This window comes from Longimicrobium sp. (genome assembly GCF_048594345.1).
In the GTDB taxonomy this organism is placed as follows: Bacteria; Gemmatimonadota; Gemmatimonadetes; order Longimicrobiales; family Longimicrobiaceae; genus Longimicrobium.
In genome coordinates, this window is sequence record NZ_JBMDXM010000010.1 from 1 (window position 1) to 17,402 (window position 17,402).

Here is a 17,402-nt window from a genome sequence, read left to right on the forward strand (position 1 = left end):
CCCCACCACCCACACCCCGCCCCCGCCCCCCCCGCCCCGCGCCCCCCCCGCTGCCGTCACTCCATCACGCCGAACGGATGGGACTCAGTACCCGGGGTTCTGGTCCAGCGCCGTGTTGGCCTCGATCTCCCGCTGCGGAACGGGGAAAAGCAGACGGAAGCCGGTGAGCCCCAGATCCTCCAGCATGTCGCCCGCCGCGGGCACGTCGGCAAAGCGCTTCAGGTCGAAGAACCAGTGGCCTTCGTAAAAGAGCTCGTGCCGGCGCTCCATCAGCACCGCCTCCAGCACCTCGTTGGCCGACACCGTGCCGTCGGCGTCCGCGTCCGCGTCCACCGGGTCCAGCCCGGCGCGTTCGCGGATCACGTTCACGTCCTCCAGCGCCTGATCCAGGTCGCCCAGCCGCGCGGCGGCCTCGGCGCGGATCAGGTACACCTCCGCCAGGCGGATCATCGGAACGTCGTCCGAGTTGGTGGAGATCTCGGTGTACTTGGCGCCAAAGTGCTCCTCGTCACCCGAGGGATCTTCCTGGAACGCCACCTCGAACCGCTCGTCACCCGCCTCGAACGAGTCCACGAAGTCCGCTGAGGGGGTAAAGCCCCAGCGGCCGCCCAGCGAGCGGGGGAACATCCAGAACGCCAGGGAGCCCGCGTCCGTGACGGTGAAGGGGACCTCGAACAGGGCCTCCGAGGTCTGCTCGTTCGCGAACACGTTGGCGTAGCTGCTCACCAGCGAGAACTCGCCCCCTTCGATCACCGCGTTGGACAGCTCGTACGCCCGCGTCCACTCGGCCTGGTACAGGTGCGCCCGGGCCAGCAGCGCCGTCGCCGCCTCCTGGTTGGCGCGGCCGTCGCCGCGGGCGCCCTGGCCCGAAGGCAGCAGCGACACCGCCGCCCCCAGGTCCGCCTCGACCTGCGCCCACACCTCGCCCGCCGTGCTGCGCGGCACGTTGCTCTCCTGGTCCACCACCCAGCGCGGCTGGGTGATCAGCGGCGCGCCGCCAAAGAACTTGACCAGGGTGAAGTAGTTCAGGGCGCGGACAAAGTGCGCCTCGCCCCGCAGGGCGTCGTACTCGTCGGCGTCGAACTGGTCCTCCAGCAGCGGCAGCGAGGCCAGCACGTTGTTCGCGCGGTTGATGCCGTCGAACGCCGCGCCCCAGATCGACGGCAGCGCCGCGTTCTCGGCGGTGATCGCCTGGCGCCCGACCTCGCGGTCGCTCACGTAGGTGCCCGACACGTCCAGGTTGCCGGCGTACGCGTCCGGGAACAGAACGGCGTCGCGGCAGTAGCCGCCGTCGCAAATCTGCAGCGCGTCGTACATGGCGTTCACGGCCACCCCCACCTCCTCGGGGCTGTCGAGCGCCTCTTCCAGCGCGATGCTCTGCTCGGGCGTGGGGTTCAGTGGATCGTCGCAGGCGGCCGCCGTAAGCGCCGCCACCGCGATGATGCCGAATGCTCTGAGCTTCATTCGCAGGTCTCCCATTAGAAGCCGACGTTCAGGCCGATGGTGTAGGTGCGCGCCTGCGGCAGCGTGTAGAAGTCCACACCCCGGGTAATGTTGGCCGCGCCGTTGAAGTTGACCTCGGGATCGAACCCGCTGTAGTCGGTCCACGTCGCCAGGTTCTGGCCCTGGATGTAGACGCGCAGGCTGCGCGAGCCCACGCGGCTGGCAAAGCGCTCCGGCACCGTGTAGCCCAGCACCGCGTTCTTGATGCGGACGTACGAGCCGTCCTCCACGAAGCGGCTGGACGAGCGCACGTTGTCGTTGTCGTCCCAGTAGGTGGCCCGCGGCGTGGTGTTGCTGGGGTTGTCCGGCGTCCAGCGGTCGCGCGCCCACTGCGAGTTGTTGTCGTAGAACGTGCCGAACGCGTCGCTGTACTCGCGGGTGCCGTTGTAGGTGTCGTTGCCCAGCGAGAACTGCGTGAACACCGACAGGTCGATGCCGGCCAGCGACAGCGTGTTCGTCCACCCGCCCTGGTAGTCGGGCCACGGGCTGCCGATGCGCTCCTGGTCGGTGGAGTTGATCAGGCCATCGCCGTTCAGGTCACGGAAGCGCACGTCGCCGGGCACCGTGAACTCCGACTGGTAGCCGATGCCCTCGGGGCAGCTGGCGCCCGTTTCGTCGTAGCAGATCTCGTCCTCGGACTGGAAGATCCCGTCCATCACGTAGCCGCGGAAAAAGCCCAGCGGCTGGCCCTCTTCCACGCGCGCCACGAAGTTGCCGTCGATGGCCTGTCCCTCGTACAGCCGGGTCACCTTGTTGGAGTTGTGCGACAGGTTGAACTCCGAGGTCCACTCCAGGCCGCCGCGGCGCGCCGCGCGCACCACCTGCGCCCGGGCCGACAGCTCCCAGCCCAGGTTGCGCATCTCGCCGATGTTCTGGCTGATCTCCGAAAAGCCCGTCGACAGCGGGATCGGACGGTTGAGCAGCAGGTCCGTGGTGTACTTGCGGTACCAGTCAAAGCTCAGCCCCAGCCGGTCGTCCAGGAACGCCAGGTCGGCGCCCAGGTTCAGCTGGTCGGTCTTTTCCCAGCTCAGGTCCGGGTTGGAAAGCTGCGACGGGGCAATGCCCGGCCGGTCGCCGTAGTTGAAGCCGCCGCCGAACAGCGCCACCGAGGCAAAGTCGCCCAGACCCTCCTGGTTGCCGGTGCGGCCGTAGCTGGCCCGCAGCGCCAGGTCGCTGATGAACGACTGGCCCTGGATGAACGGCTCGTCCGTCAGGCGGTACAGCACCGACGCGGAGGGGAACACGCCCCAGCGGTTGTTCTCGCCAAACCGCGACGAGCCGTCGGCGCGCACGTTGAACGTGGTCGTCAGCCGGTTGCGGAAGGTGTGCTGCAGGCGGCCGAAGTACGACAGCAGGTTGTACTCGGTAAAGTCCGAGTTGCCGCCGGTGATGGTGGAGGCCGACGCAAGGTTGCGGAACGAGCTGGTGGGGAACTGGGTTCCGAACACCTCGTTGGTTTCCGTGTCGTTCAGCTCAAAGCTGGTGCCCACTACGCCCGAAAGCTCGTTGACGTCGTTAAGCGCGCGCTCGAAGCTCACCGTGCCCTCGGCCAGCACCTTGTTCGCGTACGAGTTGCCCACCTCGCCCGAGCCGTTGGAGCCGGTGGAGGGGCCCACGATCGGCGAGTCGTACAGGTACCCGCGCAGGATGTAGCGGTCCAGGCCAAAGTTGGCCCGCGCGTTTACCCCCTCGGCCACCCGGTAGTCGGCGAACGCGTTGCCGATCACGTGAAAGCTGCGCTCTTCGGCGCGGTTTTCACGGTTCAGGGCCACGGGGTTGTCGTACGCCAGCGTGCTCAGGTTGTACTCGCCGGCGTCGTTGAACACCGCGTCCACGGGGGCGCTGGCGATGGCGTTGGCGAAGGGACCGTAGATGGTGTTGTCGCCGCGGGCGCGCTCGATCACGCCCTGCGACAGCGACACGCTGGTGCCCAGGATCATGCGGTCGCTGGCCGTGTAGTCCAGGTTCATGCGGCCGTTCAGGCGCTCGAACCCGTACCCCGACACGATGCCGTCCTGCAGAAAGCGCGTGCCGCTCACGTAGTAGCGGGCCCGCTCCGTGCCGCCGGCGATGGAGCCGAACAGGTTGCTGGTGGGAGCCGACGTAAGGACCTCGTCGATCCAGTCGGTGTCCACCGTGCCGTTGAACTCCTCCACGTTGCAGACGCCGCTGTCGTCGTCATCGCAAAGCGGAATGTCGTCGTTGTCGAAGCCGTAGTACTCCGGGATTCCGAAGTCCAGCTCGATGGCGTCGTTCTGCACGTCCACCCACTCGCGGGCGTTCAGGTACGACGGCTGGCGCCAGGGCTCCTGGGTGCCGTAGTAGGCCTGAAAGCGGATGTCGGGACGGTCGCTGGCCCGGCCGCGCTTGGTGGTGATGAGCACCACGCCGTTGGACGCGCGCGAGCCGTAGATGGCCGCCGCCGACGCGTCCTTCAGCACCTCGATGCTCTCGATCTCGTTGGGGTTCAGGTCCGACAGGGCGTCGACGCCCTGCGTCTGCCCGATGGACGAGCCGATGGTGGAGAAGTCGCCGCGCAGCATGGGCACGCCGTCCAGCACGTACAGCGGCTCGTTGCCCGCCGTAATGGACGAGGCGCCGCGCACGCGCACCGAGATGGCGCTCCCCGGGACGCCCGAGTTCTGCGTCACCTGCACGCCCGACACGCGGCCCTGCAGCACGTTCTCGACGGTGGCCACGGGGGCACTCTCCGTCACCTCTTCGGTGGAGATGGAGGCGATGGCGCCGCCGCCGGCGCGCCGGCGCTCCACCTGGCCGTAGCCGATGACCACCACCTCGTCCAGGCCCAGCACGTCGGGGCTGAGCGTAAAGTTGGCCTCGGCGGGCGCGGCACCCACGGTGACGGTGCGGGTCTGTGCCGAGAAGCCGATGCGGACGGCGCGCACGGTGCGCTGGCCGGCGGCCACGTTGTTCAGGGTATAGGCGCCCTGCTGGTTGGTGACCACCGTCTGGCTGGTCCCCACCACCGACACCTGCACCCCCTGAAGCGCCTGGCCCGAGCCCTGCTCGGTCACGCGGCCCCGGATGGTTCCCCCTTGCGCGGAGGCCGCGGCGGGCGCGAGCGCCAGCGCAACGGCCACGGCAAGCAGCGTACGAAGTCTTGTCATCCTGCGTCTCTCCTGGTTGAGCGCCGGCCCCCCGTGGCCCGGCGAACGCTCCCGACCGACTTGTGGTTGTGGACCGCGCACCCCGACCCGTGGGGTGCCACCCGCTCCGCCGCTCCCGTGCGGCGTGGCGCGCGTGCTCCGCAACGACGCGTACGCCCGTCCGCTGGACGGGCGACCGACCGGCCCTCGCGGCGGCGGGAACACCGCGGCGCGGGGGGTTGGGGGAGAAAGAAGGAGGCCGGCTGCCCGCCGCCCTCGTATACTACTACGTCTGGGGCGCCCGTAACCTGACGGTCGCGAAAAAAACCGGCGTCTGCCCCGGCCAGCGGAAAACGTGCCGGCCGCGGACGCAACGGCGGCTTGGGCACGGGTCCCGGCGTGGAGCGTCACGCGGCTGCGTACGCCCCCCGATGCTCCCCGAGGGGATGGTCACGGATCACGAAAGTGTAACTGACAGAGTTACTTACCGCAAGGATTCCGGACCCCTGAAAACGGATCCCGGGAACATTTGCCAATCAACCGTAAATCGATGGCACGCAAGGTTTTTACGTTTGACACCACCCACCACGCGCTGTGGGCCGAAGAGGTCGCGGGCACGCGCGGCATTCCCGTCGACGTGATCCCCGCCCCGCCGGCCGCGCGTGCACGCTGCAACCTTGCCCTGGAGACGCTCCCGGAGGAGGCGGAGGCGCTTGCGGAGGCGCTGGAGGAGGAGGGGGTGGCGTTTGGACGGTGGGAGGGGGGCTGAGGGTGTTGGGGTGTTGGGGTGTTGGGGTGTTGGGGTGTTGGGGTGTTGGGGTGTTGGGGTGTTGGGGTGTTGGGGTGTTGGGGTGTTGGGGTGAACGGGTGAACGGGTGAACGGGTGAACGGGTGAACGGGTGAACGGGTGAACGGGTGAACGGGTGAACGGGTGAACGGGTGAACGGGTGAACGGGTGAACGGGTGAACGGGTGAATCTACACGGAATCAGAGGAAAAACCTGTCATTCTGAGGGAGCGCCCGCGTCGACCTCTCGGGAACGCCGCGGGGCCAGTGGCGCGACCGAAGAATCTCCCTACCCTCGCGCGGAGCCCCTATCCGGGCAACGCCCGGAAATCCTGTCGGGACGGAAGACCTTCCCGGTTCAGCGCGAAGATTTCTGGATCGGCGCCACGCGCCCATGCGACAGGCGCACCGTACGGCGCTTCCCGCAGACCTCAGGTTCAGACTGACCGTTTTGCCGGATCGGACACCAGAGCGGACGACCCGTCAAAGTCGAGTCGGCGGGATAAACGAGAGGACGCGAAGGGGTTTCCTCCGCGTCCTCTCTCGTTATCCTCGGCACCTTCGCGTGATCTCCTCCGCAGGCGCTAGGCGTTCGCTCCGCGATCGGCCGCCCCGGCGAAGGGCTCGTCATCCAGCAGACCATGGTCGTCGTCGGCCGCCGCGGGACGGGCGGAGAGGACGGGGTCGCCGCGCAGGATGGCGCCCCACGCGGTGAACATCTGGTGCATCCAGTCATAGATCGTCGTCAGCGACTCCTGCAGGCGCTGCATGGCCGCGGCGCGTGCGTCCGCGGGGCGCGCAAGGGCGTCGCGGACGGCGATGGCGCAGGCTTCGGGATCGTACGGGTTGATCAGCGTGGCGTCCTCCATCGCCTCCGCCGCGCCGGCGAACTCGGAGAGGAGGAGCACGCCGTTGCGGTCCACCTGGCTGGCCACGTACTCCTTTGCCACCAGGTTCATCCCGTCCTGCAGCGAGCTGACGAGGCAGACGTCCGCCAGCCGGTACAGGACGGCCAGCCGGTCCACGTCCAGCGACTGCTTGATCAGGTGGATGGGCCGCCACTTCGCCGTGCCGAAGCGCGCGTTGATCTGGCGCACCTGGCTGTCCACCTTCTGCGCCAGCTCGTCGTACGCCTCGATGTCGCTGCGGCTGGGGACGGCCACCTGGATAAAGGTGAAGCGCTCGCGATGCTCCGGGTACCGCTCCCACAGAAACTCCAGGGCCTTGAACTTCTCCGGCAGCCCCTTGCTGTAGTCCAGCCGGTCCACTCCCACCCCGATGCGCCCACCCCCCGGCGCGTACCGCTCGCGGATCCGCCGCATCTGCTCGTCCACGCCCTGCGCAGTGGCCGCGTCGCGAAACTGGTCCACGTCGATCGAAATCGGGAACGCGCCCACGTGGCAGGTGTGGCCGTCGATGGTCGCCGTGCGCGCCGCCCAGTCCACCTCCGCCCCCGCCAGCCGCCGCGCGCAGCGCAAAAAGTTGTCCGCGTGCATGGGCAGGTGAAAGCCCATCAGGTCGTTCGCCAGCAGGCCGCGCAGCAGCTCCGACGCCTGCGGCGCGAGACGAAAGAGGTCGAACGGGGGAAAGGGGATGTGCCAGAAGTGCGCGAGCGTCAGATCGGGGCGCCCGGCACGGATGGCCAGCGGGGCGAGCGCCAGGTGATAGTCCTGGATCCACACCGCCGCCTGCTTGCCTTGCACTTCCTCCAGCACCGCGTCGGCGAAGCGGCGGTTCACGCGGCGGTAGCGTTCCCAGTTGTGGGCACGGACGCGCGTAAGGGCGGGGCGCAGGTGGCACAGCGGCCACAGAAACTGGTTGGCGTACCCCAGATAGTAGCGTTGAATGTCCGTGTGGGTGAGCCACACCCGCCGAAGCGTGTAGCGTGGGTCCTCCGGCGGCACCTGCACGCGGTCGCGGTCGTCCACCGCGTCCGCGTCGGCTTCCCCGGATCCCCACGCCACCCACATTCCGCCCAGCGCCTGCAGCAGCGGGTCCAGCGCCGAGGTCAGCCCGCCGGCGGGGCGGCCGATCTCCATCTCGCCCACCTCTCTGGACCACCTGTGCTCGTACGGCTCGCGGTTGCTCACCACCACGAACCGCCGCTCGGCAAACAGGCGCCGGTACAGCGGCTCCAGCTCCTGCGGAGGCGTCGGCATCAGCTTGAGTCATCCCTGAAACGCCGAACGGCGGCACCCCGCCGCCGTCCCGCTGGTGTGCTTCGATGGAGCGCCCTGCCGCCGGATCTCGGATCAAGGACGGAGGTCGAACGGCGCCCGCCGGGGTGCCCCTCCCCCGGCCCCGCCCCCGGCCCCTCCCCGTTCGTTCCTCACGGAGAGGGGAGAACTCAATCCCGCTGCGGGGAGGGGGGCGGCCCACCCTCCCGTTCACCCGTTCACCCGTTCACCCGTTCACCCGTTCACCCGTTCACCCGTTCACCCGTTCACCCGTTCACGGAGCCTGCCCCTACAGCTTGAATTTCCGCTTCGCCATCCGCGCCGTCGCGCCGCCGCCGGCGCCTTCCAGGTGCCGGCCGCGGGGGGCGCGCACCCGCCGCGCGCGCTTTACGGCGGCGGAGCGGGGGGCGCCGCGGCGGCCGCCCATCAGCAGCGCCACGCCGGTGCCCACGGCGATGCCCAGGGCGAAGCCGCCCAGAATGCCCAGCCGCCGGGCCTGCTCTTCGTATTGCATTCGGAAAGTAGTGTGGGGCCAAAGGATGCGGCTTGCGGCGGGGGCGGCAACGGTCGTGCCACCCACGCCGCGGCATGGCCGTCCGCACAAGCGCGTCGCGCAGCCTTGCACGGGGGAACCCGGGGGGTATTATTATCCCTCTGCCCTTCGCGCGCCACCGGCCGCGCCGGTTGGGGCCCGAAGCCGATACCGTTCAGGAGGCACATCCGCATGGCGGACTCCAGCAAGACGGTGCTCCTCGTGGAAGACAACGAGGACAACCGCACCGTCTACCGCACCATCCTCGAGCACTTTGGATACCAGGTGATCGAGGCCCGCAACGGCGAGGACGGCGTGCGCATGGCCCGCGAGGACCATCCGGACCTGATCCTGATGGACATCTCCATCCCCATCATCGACGGGTGGGAGGCCACGCGTATCCTCAAGGGCGACGCGGCCACGTCGCAGATCCCCATCATCGCCCTGACCGCCCACGCCCTGGCCACCGACCGCGCCAAGGCGCAGGAAGTGGGCTGCGACGGCTACCTTGCCAAGCCGTGCGAGCCGCGCCGCGTGGTGGCCGAGGTGGAGAAGTTCATCGGCTCCGGGCGGGAGGCCAACGCTTGACGACACTGGCGGGCCCCGATGCGGGCTCCACGCGCATTCTGGTGGTGGACGACGTGCCCGACAACGTCGACATCCTGGATGCGCGCCTTTCGTCGCGGGGGTACCAGGTGGTCACCGCGACCAACGGCGAAGAAGCGCTGGCGTCGGTGGCCGACATCCCGCCGCACCTGATCCTGCTGGACGTGATGATGCCCGGGATGGACGGCCGCGAGGTCGCCAAACGGATCAAGGAGGACGACGCGCTCCCCTTCATCCCCATCATCCTGGTCACGGCGCTCAGCGAGGCCGACGACGTGGTGCAGGGGCTGGAAAGCGGCGCCGACGACTACATCAGCAAGCCCTACAACTTTCGCGAGCTCGAGGCGCGGGTGCGGGCCATGCTGCGCATCAAGACGCTGCAGGACGAGCTGGACCAGAAGAACCGCGAGCTGGAGCTGGCCAACCGCCGGCTCAAGAAGCTGTCCATCACCGACGGCCTGACGGAGCTGTTCAACCACCGCCACGTGCACGAGCTGCTTCAGGACGAGTTCGACCGCTCGGCGCGAACGGGCGAGAGCATCGCGGTGGTGATGATGGACCTGGACCGCTTCAAGAACATCAACGACACGTACGGCCACCCCACCGGTGACGTGGTGCTGTACGAGACGGCGCAGATCATCCAGGAATCGGCGCGCGAGATCGACATGGTGGGGCGCTACGGCGGCGAGGAGTTCATCGCCATCCTTCCCGAAACGGACGAGGAGCCGGGCGCCAACTTTGCCGAGCGCGTGCGCAAGGCGGTGGAGGAGCACGTCTACCGCGACGGCGCCACCGAGATCCGCATGACGGTTTCGTGCGGCGTGGCCTCCATCCGCGAGGGCGTCGACAGCCCCGAAGCGCTGCTCAAGGCAGCCGACGAAGCGCTGTACCAGGCCAAGCACGGCGGCCGCAACAAGGTAGTTCGCGCCTCCCAGACCGCACCCGCCGCGGAATGACCCCACCCGCCCCACCCAGCGAGATGGCCGCGCGCGCCGCAGAATTGCGCGAGGCCATCGAGCGCGCCAACCACGAATACTACGTCCTGGACGCGCCGACGATCGGCGACCGGGAGTACGACCTGCTGTTCCGCGAGCTGCGCGAGATCGAGGCAGCGCACCCGGAGCTGCGCACGGCCGACTCTCCCACGCAGCGCGTGGGCGCGGAACCCGCCAGCCGGCTGGAAAAGACGGAGCACCTGGCGCCCATGCTGTCGCTGGACAACGCGTTTGGCGATGACGAGCTGCGCGCGTGGGAAACCCGCAACGCGCGCATCGCGGACGAGGTGCGGACGGGCGGCTACGTCTGCGAGCCCAAGATCGACGGGCTGGCCATCGCGCTGACGTACGAGGACGGGGTGCTGGTCAAGGGCGCCACCCGCGGCAACGGGACGATCGGCGAGGACGTGACGCGCAACCTGCGCACCATCCGCGACATCCCGCTGCGCCTGCGCGCGGACGGGCCGGCGGTGCCGCGGCGGATGGAGATCCGCGGCGAGGTGTACATGTCCGTCGCCGGCTTTGCGCAGCTCAACCAGCGCCGCGCGGCGGAGGGGCAGGCCACGTTCGCCAACCCGCGCAACTCGGCGGCGGGGTCGCTGCGGCAGCTGGACCCCGGCGTCACGGCGTCGCGGCCGCTGCACTTTTTTGCCTACGCCATCGAGACGGAGGGGCGCGACCCGCTTCCCTTCGCCACGCAGTGGGAGCTGCTGGAGACGCTGCGCGCCTGGGGGCTGCCGGTGAACCCGCTGGCGCGGCCGGCCGCGGACCTGGAGGCGGTGATCGCTTTCGTCCACGAGTTCGAGGGGCGGCGCGCGGAGCTGGACTACGAGGTGGACGGCGCGGTGGTGAAGGTGAATCCCCTCTCCCTGCACGAGGAGCTGGGGATCGTGGGCGGGCGCGAGCCGCGCTGGGCCACGGCCTACAAGTACGCGCCGGACCTGGCGGTGACCACGCTGCTGGACATCCGCCTGAACGTGGGCCGCACGGGCGCGCTGAACCCGTACGCGGTGCTGGAGCCGGTGGAGGTCGGCGGGGTGATCGTCAAGCTGGCGACGCTGCACAACGAGGACGACATCCGCCGCAAGGACATCCGCAAGGGCGAAAAGGTCATCGTCAAGCGCGCGGGCGAGGTCATCCCCCAGGTGGTGGGGCCGGTGCTGGAGGAAGGGCAGGAACGGGCCGAACCGTTCGCGATGCCCGACGTCTGCCCGTCGTGCGGGACGCCGGTGGAGCGGCCGGAGGGGGAGGCGATGCTGTACTGCCCCAACTCCGCCTGTCCGGCGCGCATCTACTGGGGGCTGGCGCACTTTGTCTCGCGCGGGGCGATGGACATCCGCGGCCTGGGCGAGCGGACGATCGCCACGCTGCTGGAGCGCGGGATGGTGCACGACGTGGGCGACATCTACGCGCTCACCGAAGAGCAGTTGCTGACGCTGGAGGGCTTCAAGGCCAAATCCGCGCAAAACCTGCTGGCCGGGATCGAGACGTCGAAGCAGCAGGGGCTCGCCCGCGTCCTCTTTGGACTTGGCGTGCGCCACGTGGGCGAGATCGCGGCGCAGACCCTGGCCCGGCACTTCGGCGGCATGGAGCGGCTGATGGCGGCCTCGACGGAGGAGATCGAGGCCGTCCACACCATCGGCCACACCATGGCGGAGGCGCTGCACGCGTGGATGGCGGAGCCGCGCAACCAGGAAGTGGTGCAGAAGCTGGCGGCGGCGGGGGTAAAGATGACGGAGGCGCGCGCGGAGCCGGCTCAGGGGCCGCTCACGGGCAAGACCTTCGTGATCACGGGGACGCACCCCACCATGACGCGCCCGCAGATCGAGGCGTTCATCCAGCAGCAGGGCGGCCGGGTGACCGGCAGCGTGACCAAGAAGACGGACTACCTGGTGGTGGGCGAGGACGCCGGCTCCAAGCTGGCCAAGGCGCGCGAGCTGGGGGTCAAGGAGCTGTCCGAGGCCGCCCTGCTGGCGCTCCCCGAGACGCTCTCCCAGCCCTCCGCCGAACCGGCGGAATCCACTGAGTCCCCCGCGGACGACCTCCAACCGGAGTTGCAGCTATGACCGCCACCGCCGCCCCCGCGCGCTTTCTGCAGGTCCCCGCCGGCCTGCTGGGCACCGTCCGCCGCTTCGTGGTGGGCGACCGCGAGCCCATGGACGCCGTGAACGTGCTGCGGCAGATCGGCTACGAACTGGGGGACGAGGTATACGGCGGCCTGCAGGACCGGCTGTCGCGCGACTACGCCGGCGCCGAGTGGGGCGCGCTGGACCCGGCGGAGTTCTGGCGCGCGGCCGCCGGCTTCTTTGCCGACCGCGGCTGGGGCTCACTGGAGTTCCGCGACCTGCACCCGGCGGTGGGGGTGCTGGAGCTGACCGGCTGGGTGGAGAGCGAGGCCGGCGGTGGCCCCCGCGGCGCGCACCTGAGCACGGGCCTGTTCTCCGCGCTGCTGGAGCGGCTGGCCGGCGCCGGCGTAGCGGTGATGGAGGTACCCAGCGGCTCCGCGGACCGTACGCGCCTGGTCTTTGCCCGCGGCGACGTGCTGGGCCAGGTGTACGAGCACGTCCGCGGCGGCGCGTCGGTGGAGGATGCGGTCGCGCGGCTGGGGTGAACGGGTGTGAGGGTGTGAGGGTGTGAGGGTGTGAGGGTGAGGAAGCCGGACTGGTCGCGACCCGCGGGCCCTCTCCCCCGCCAGGCCTTTCTCTCGTTCCTCGCGACGGCTGGCGACCCCTCCCCCAACTTCGGGGGAGGGGGTGGTAACGGAGGGTGCGGGGCGCTTCGGGTGGTTCGGAAACGGGATCGAAGTTCTCCCCTCTCCGTGAGGAACGAACGGGGAGGGGCCGGGGGAGGGGCACCCCGCGCGCGCCAGTTCGACCTCTTTCGCCAAGCCGGCTACTCCGCGGCACTGACGTACCAGAAACGGCCCGCCCCTCGCGCGGGCCGTTCGCATTTCGTACTCTCGTACTCCGTACTTTCGTACTGACGCACTCACGCACTACCGCACTCACGCACTGCCTTGTCCCGAACGATAGCTTTCGACTACGGCGAGCGACGCATCGGCGTGGCGGTCAGCGACCCCACGCGCACCATTGCGTCGCCGCTCACCACGCTGCAGCGCCGCGCCGGCAAGCGGCCGCCGTGGGCCGAGATCACCGCGATCGTGCAGGAACAGGAGGCGGACGAGGCGGTCATCGGTCTGCCGCTGGACCTGGCCGGCGAAGAAGGCGCGTGGGCGGCGGAGGTGCGGCAGTTCGGCGACGACCTGGCGCGGCGCACGGGGCTGACTGTGCAATGGATGGACGAACGCATGTCCTCCGTCCGCGCCGAGCGCAGCATCCAGGGCATGGGCCTCAAGAAGAACGTGCGGGAGCGAAAGGGGATGATCGACGCCACAGCCGCGGCGCTGATCCTGGAAGGCTACCTGGCCCTGCGGCGGAACCAGGCTGCGGCGGCCGAGACGGAGAGCAGCGAATGAGCAGGAAGAAGATGCGGATCCGCCGGCTATTCCCTATTCCCTATTCCCTATTCCCTCTCCTCGCGATCCTGGTCTTGGCGGGCTGCGGAAGTGGCGAAGGCACGGGCGAGCCGGTGCGCTTCACGGTGCCGCGCGGCGCGGGGATGTCATCCGTCGCCGATACGCTGGCAAAGCGGAACGTCATCGGCAACAAGGGGCTGTTCAAGGCCGTCGCGCGGATGAAGGGCGCGTCCGCCAAGCTGCAGCCCGGCGTCTACGAGGTACGGCAGGGGGCGTCCTTCGACCTCATCCTCCGCAAGCTGACGACCGGCGACGTGGTCAAGACGCGGCTGGTGATCCCCGAAGGATGGGAGCTGCGCCGCATCGCCCCGCGCCTGGCCGAAGCGACGCGGCTGCCGGCGGATTCCATCCTTTCCCGGCTGATGGATCCGGCGCAGGCGCAGAAGTACGGCGTCCCGGGGCCCACGCTGGAGGGCTACCTGTATCCCGCGACCTACGTCTTTCCCATCGGCTCGTCGCTGGACGTGATCGTCCGCGAGCTTACGACGCAGTACAAGCGGGCATGGACGCCGCAGATGCGCGAGCGGGCGCAGGCTCTGCGAATGAACGAGCGCGAGGTGGTCACGCTGGCCTCCATCGTGGAGAAAGAGGCCAAGGTGTGGACCGAGCGGCCGACGATCGCCCGCGTGTACCACAACCGCCTGCAGCGCGGGATGCGGCTGGAGGCTGACCCCACGGTGCAGTACGCCCTGGGCGAGCACCAGCGCCGCCTGCTGCGCCGCCACATCCAGGAGACCGCGGACGACCCGTACAACACCTACCGCAACCGCGGGCTGCCGCCGGGCCCCATCGCCTCGCCCAGCCGCGGCGCCATCGAGGCCACGCTCAACCCGGCGGAGCACGACTTCCTCTTCTTTGTCGCGCGCGCCAACGGCACGCACGTGTTCACGCGCACGTACAACGAGCACCTGCGCGAGGTGGCCCGCTACCGCGCGGAGATGCGCGCGCAGCGCCAGCGGCAGCCCGCCGCCCGGTGACGGTGGATCCGCGGGATCGGCTGCGGCTGATCGTCGTCACCGACCCGGACTGCGGCGACGGGCGCACGGTTGCCAGCGTGGTGCGCGCGGCGTTGCGCGGCGGCGCACCGGCGATCCAGCTGCGGATGAAGGATGCCACCGCGCGGGAGATGGCGGAGGTCGCCCGCGCGCTGCTGGCGGAGACGCGTGCGGCGGGGGCGCTGCTCTTCATCAACGACCGCGTGGACGTGGCCCTCGCCGTGGGCGCGGACGGCGCGCACGTGGGGCAGGACGACCTTCCCGTCGCCGCCGCGCGCCGGATCGCACCGCCCGGCTTTCTGCTAGGCGTTTCCGCGGAGACGCCGGAGCTCGCCCGGGCCGCGGAGGCGGACGGGGCGGACTACGTCGGCGTGGGGCCCGTCTACGTGACGGGAAGCAAGGCGGATGCAGGCGATGCCGTTGGCGCGGAGCGCATCGCGCGGGTCGCGGCCGTGATGCGCATCCCCGTCGTCGGCATCGGCGGGATCACGATCGGCAACGCGCCGCCCGTCTTCCACGCGGGGGCGGCGGGCGTCGCCGTCATCAGCGCCGTAATGCGGGCCGCGGATCCCGAAACCGCGGCGCGGGCGCTGATGCGCGGCTGATCATCCACCGTACCGCATACGAAAAAGGCCGGAGCCGCGCATCCACCGCGGCTCCGGCCTTTCGTCATCCCTCCCGACCAGCTACCAGGCGGCCTCGCGGCCCTCCAGGTCGTACTTGGTGAGCATGCGGTGGATGGTCTTGCGGTCAATCCCCGCCGTGCGCGCCGCCTGCGAGATGTTGCCGCTGTGCCGGCGCAGCAGATCGCGCAGATACTCCTTTTCGAACACCGTGATCGCGTTGTTCTTGGCCTCGTGAAACGGCAGGTCGGCCGAGTAGCTGATGGCGGACCGGCCGTTCACCGGGCGCATCGACAGCTCTTCCGGCAGGTCCTCGACGGTGATCTCCTGCCCCGGCAGGCAGAGCGAGACAATCCGCTCCACCATGTTCTGCAGCTCGCGGACGTTGCCGGGCCAGTGGTAGTCGCTCAGCACCCGCAGCGCCTCGGGGGTAAAGCGCAGGTTGCCGCGGTCGTAGTCGTTGCCGTAGCGCTTCAGGTAGTGCTGCGCCAGCGCGGGAATGTCCTCGCGCCGCTGCCGCAGCGGGGGCAGCTTGACGGGAACAACGTTCAGCCGGTACAGCAGGTCCTGGCGCAGGTTGCCGTCGCGCACCGCCTGCTCCGGGTCGCGGTTGGTGGCCGACACCACGCGCACGTCGATGGGGATCTCCGACTCGCTGCCCAGTCGCCGGATGCGCCGCTCCTGCAGGACGCGAAGAAGCTTGGCCTGCAGGTCCATGCTCATCTCCGAGATCTCGTCCAGGAACAGCGTGCCCCCCGACGCCACCTCGAACAGCCCGCGCTTGGTTTCCCGGGCGTCGGTAAACGCGCCCTTCTCGTGCCCGAACAGCTCGCTCTCCAGCAGGTTGTCCGGGAGAGCGGCGCAGTTGATGGCCATGAACTGGCGATCGGAACGCCGGCTGTTGGTGTGGCAGGCGCGCGCGATGAGCTCCTTCCCCGTTCCCGACTCGCCGGAGATGAAGACGCTGGCGTCCGTGGGCGCCACTCGCGACACCACCGAGAACACCTTCTGAATGCTGTCGCTGGTGCCGATGATGTTCTCGAAGCTGTAGTGCTTCTTCAGCTGGTCGCGCAGTTGGGCGTTGTCGCGCACCAGCTGCACCTGCTGCCCCGCCCGGCCGATGAGGATGCGCAGCTGCGTGGCCGTGAACGGCTTGGGGATGTAGTCGTACGCGCCGGCGCGGATGGCCTCCACGCTGCTGTCCACCGTGGCAAATCCCGTGATCATCACCACCAGCGTCTCGGGCGCCAGCTTCTTGATCTCCTTGAGCAGCGTGAGGCCGTCCATGTCCGGCAGCATCAGGTCCGTAAGGACGATGTCGGGCCGGTGGCGGCGCACGTTCTCCAGCGCGTTCTTTCCCCGCCCTTCGGTAAAGACGGTGTACCCCTCGCTGGAGAGGATCTGGCCGCAGCTCTTTACCAGCAGCTCCTCATCGTCGCAGATGAGCACGCTGATGGCGGATTCGGTGGTGGACGATTCGCTCATTGATGTTGCCCCCAGAGGAGCGGGCGTAAAGGGACCCAGCAGACACTGCTTCAGGACACTTGCTGACAGCAGTATACTTCCCGGCCCTCAGTGGGGCAAGCATGTCACAAAACCGACTCCTCCCTGCCCGTCCACTCCCCACTCTGAGCCGCAAAGCGGGGCGCAGTTGACCCACTTCGTTACACCTGCAAGCAACTCTGCACATCCGTTCCGACGTTGGGAGCATCCTCATCATGCCCATCGCTGTCCCCATGGGGGCTCATTGGGACGCAGCAGTCGCGACCAACCCCTATGCAGGGCACCAGAAGTGGGATGATGGTCGTTTCCGCCGCGTCGGGAACAGAGGGGAAAGTGAGGGGGGATCCAGAGGATGCGAAGCCGCGGGGAAACGACGAGCCACAGATACCTCGGAAGGCGCGAACACACGAGGACCTGGTCCGCATACCGAGGTGACCTCCGGCCGTGGGCGTTGGCGGACGGTTCACAAGATCGCGCATCAGGTGGTGCGATCGACGTGCTCCGATGCGTTCCAGGCATCATCCACCGATCGTCAGCCCTCGCTGCCTGCAGCCCGCGCGGGTGCGGAGGTGGCGGGAATGGTGTTCCTCCCAAAAACGCGGATGGCCCCCTGCCGCATTCCATCTACCTCCCGTCTCAGACGCCTCTACAAAAGATCGCGCCTCGCCGACCGCCTCCACCCGTACCCGACACTCGGGAATCCGGCTTCGCATCGAGAGCAGAGGAACCGGCACGTAAAAACTCTGCTAACTCTGGTGACTCCGCGTGAGGCCCCATCTCTTCCCCGTCGCACGCGATGAGCGCGGAGGAAACGGCACGTAGAAACTCCGTTAACTCCGTTGACTCCGTGTGAGGCTCCATTCTTTTGCGATGGTCCGAACTCTCTGGGAACGACAAACGCCCGCCCTGATCACGAGGATCAGGGCGGGCGTTCGTCAAGATAAGGCCGGCGGCGCCGTACTCTCCCACCGGGTGGCCCCGGCAGTACCATCCGCGCAGCGGGTTTTCACTTCCGAGTTCGGGATGGGATCGGGTGGATC

General features: G+C 68.9%; 13 protein-coding genes and 1 rRNA gene. 8 read left to right on the plus strand and 6 right to left on the minus strand.

Going from position 1 to position 17,402, the window contains the following annotated elements:
* Window positions 1-84 precede the first annotated feature (84 nt).
* Both ACOJUJ_RS00745 and ACOJUJ_RS00750 read right to left on the minus strand, forming a co-directional pair.
* The gene (locus ACOJUJ_RS00745) at window positions 85-1,464 is read right to left on the minus strand and encodes a RagB/SusD family nutrient uptake outer membrane protein (protein ID WP_420124926.1); all 1,380 of its coding nucleotides are present in this window, start codon (window positions 1,462-1,464) and stop codon (window positions 85-87) included.
* Between the two features lie 14 nt (window positions 1,465-1,478).
* Window positions 1,479-4,631 carry a SusC/RagA family TonB-linked outer membrane protein gene (locus tag ACOJUJ_RS00750; RefSeq protein ID WP_420124927.1) on the minus strand — a complete coding sequence of 1,051 codons (3,153 nt, stop codon included), beginning with the start codon at window positions 4,629-4,631 and terminating at the stop codon, window positions 1,479-1,481.
* Between the two features lie 529 nt (window positions 4,632-5,160).
* On the opposite strand from ACOJUJ_RS00750, the gene ACOJUJ_RS00755 reads away from it, so the two are divergent.
* Window positions 5,161-5,379, plus strand: coding sequence for a DUF3343 domain-containing protein (locus ACOJUJ_RS00755; RefSeq protein WP_420124928.1), 219 nt, complete (start codon window positions 5,161-5,163; stop codon window positions 5,377-5,379).
* A 601-nt stretch (window positions 5,380-5,980) separates the two neighbouring features.
* On the opposite strand, the gene ACOJUJ_RS00760 is transcribed toward ACOJUJ_RS00755, so the two are convergent.
* Complete coding sequence (locus ACOJUJ_RS00760) at window positions 5,981-7,555, minus strand: alpha,alpha-trehalose-phosphate synthase (UDP-forming) (RefSeq protein ID WP_420124929.1); 1,575 nt, start codon at window positions 7,553-7,555, stop codon at window positions 5,981-5,983.
* 307 nt (window positions 7,556-7,862) lie between these two features.
* A complete protein-coding gene (locus ACOJUJ_RS00765; RefSeq protein WP_420124930.1) occupies window positions 7,863-8,087 on the minus strand; it encodes a hypothetical protein in 225 nt (74 codons plus the stop codon).
* 210 nt (window positions 8,088-8,297) lie between these two features.
* Here ACOJUJ_RS00765 and ACOJUJ_RS00770 point away from each other — a divergent pair, with 210 nt between their 5' ends.
* The 7 genes from ACOJUJ_RS00770 (at window position 8,298) to thiE (ending at window position 14,841) form a co-directional block, all read left to right on the plus strand.
* Complete coding sequence (locus ACOJUJ_RS00770) at window positions 8,298-8,693, plus strand: response regulator (RefSeq protein WP_331127679.1); 396 nt, start codon at window positions 8,298-8,300, stop codon at window positions 8,691-8,693.
* On the plus strand, window positions 8,690-9,667 hold the full coding sequence (locus ACOJUJ_RS00775; RefSeq protein ID WP_420124931.1) for a diguanylate cyclase: 978 nt from the start codon (window positions 8,690-8,692) through the stop codon (window positions 9,665-9,667). Before ACOJUJ_RS00770 ends, ACOJUJ_RS00775 begins: the two co-directional genes overlap by 4 nt.
* Complete coding sequence (gene ligA / locus ACOJUJ_RS00780) at window positions 9,664-11,772, plus strand: NAD-dependent DNA ligase LigA (RefSeq protein ID WP_420124932.1); 2,109 nt, start codon at window positions 9,664-9,666, stop codon at window positions 11,770-11,772. The genes ACOJUJ_RS00775 and ligA overlap by 4 nt, the downstream gene beginning before the upstream one ends.
* Entirely contained in the window at window positions 11,769-12,317 is a 549-nt protein-coding gene (locus tag ACOJUJ_RS00785; protein WP_420124933.1) for a hypothetical protein, read from the plus strand. Before ligA ends, ACOJUJ_RS00785 begins: the two co-directional genes overlap by 4 nt.
* Window positions 12,318-12,722: 405 nt before the next feature.
* Entirely contained in the window at window positions 12,723-13,181 is a 459-nt protein-coding gene (gene ruvX / locus ACOJUJ_RS00790; protein ID WP_420124934.1) for a Holliday junction resolvase RuvX, read from the plus strand.
* A complete protein-coding gene (gene mltG / locus ACOJUJ_RS00795) occupies window positions 13,178-14,218 on the plus strand; it encodes an endolytic transglycosylase MltG (RefSeq protein WP_420124935.1) in 1,041 nt (346 codons plus the stop codon). Before ruvX ends, mltG begins: the two co-directional genes overlap by 4 nt.
* Window positions 14,219-14,220: 2 nt before the next feature.
* Window positions 14,221-14,841: a thiamine phosphate synthase gene (gene thiE, locus ACOJUJ_RS00800; RefSeq protein ID WP_420124936.1), complete on the plus strand. Its 621-nt coding sequence runs from the start codon at window positions 14,221-14,223 to the stop codon at window positions 14,839-14,841.
* 81 nt (window positions 14,842-14,922) lie between these two features.
* Here thiE and ACOJUJ_RS00805 read toward each other — a convergent pair whose 3' ends face one another.
* Window positions 14,923-16,344 (minus strand): sigma-54-dependent transcriptional regulator, encoded by a 1,422-nt coding sequence (locus tag ACOJUJ_RS00805; RefSeq protein ID WP_420124937.1) that lies wholly within the window; start codon window positions 16,342-16,344, stop codon window positions 14,923-14,925.
* A 962-nt stretch (window positions 16,345-17,306) separates the two neighbouring features.
* Window positions 17,307-17,402, minus strand: a 5S ribosomal RNA gene (gene rrf, locus ACOJUJ_RS00810); the annotation flags it as partial.

Coding starts and splice junctions, on each gene's coding strand:
- ACOJUJ_RS00745 (WP_420124926.1), bottom strand. CDS start 1,464: ATGAAGCTCAGAGCATTCGGCATCATCGCGGTGGCGGCGCTTACGGCG.
- ACOJUJ_RS00750 (WP_420124927.1), bottom strand. CDS start 4,631: ATGACAAGACTTCGTACGCTGCTTGCCGTGGCCGTTGCGCTGGCGCTC.
- ACOJUJ_RS00755 (WP_420124928.1), top strand. CDS start 5,161: ATGGCACGCAAGGTTTTTACGTTTGACACCACCCACCACGCGCTGTGG.
- ACOJUJ_RS00760 (WP_420124929.1), bottom strand. CDS start 7,555: ATGCCGACGCCTCCGCAGGAGCTGGAGCCGCTGTACCGGCGCCTGTTT.
- ACOJUJ_RS00765 (WP_420124930.1), bottom strand. CDS start 8,087: ATGCAATACGAAGAGCAGGCCCGGCGGCTGGGCATTCTGGGCGGCTTC.
- ACOJUJ_RS00770 (WP_331127679.1), top strand. CDS start 8,298: ATGGCGGACTCCAGCAAGACGGTGCTCCTCGTGGAAGACAACGAGGAC.
- ligA (WP_420124932.1), top strand. CDS start 9,664: ATGACCCCACCCGCCCCACCCAGCGAGATGGCCGCGCGCGCCGCAGAA.
- ACOJUJ_RS00785 (WP_420124933.1), top strand. CDS start 11,769: ATGACCGCCACCGCCGCCCCCGCGCGCTTTCTGCAGGTCCCCGCCGGC.
- mltG (WP_420124935.1), top strand. CDS start 13,178: ATGAGCAGGAAGAAGATGCGGATCCGCCGGCTATTCCCTATTCCCTAT.
- ACOJUJ_RS00805 (WP_420124937.1), bottom strand. CDS start 16,344: ATGAGCGAATCGTCCACCACCGAATCCGCCATCAGCGTGCTCATCTGC.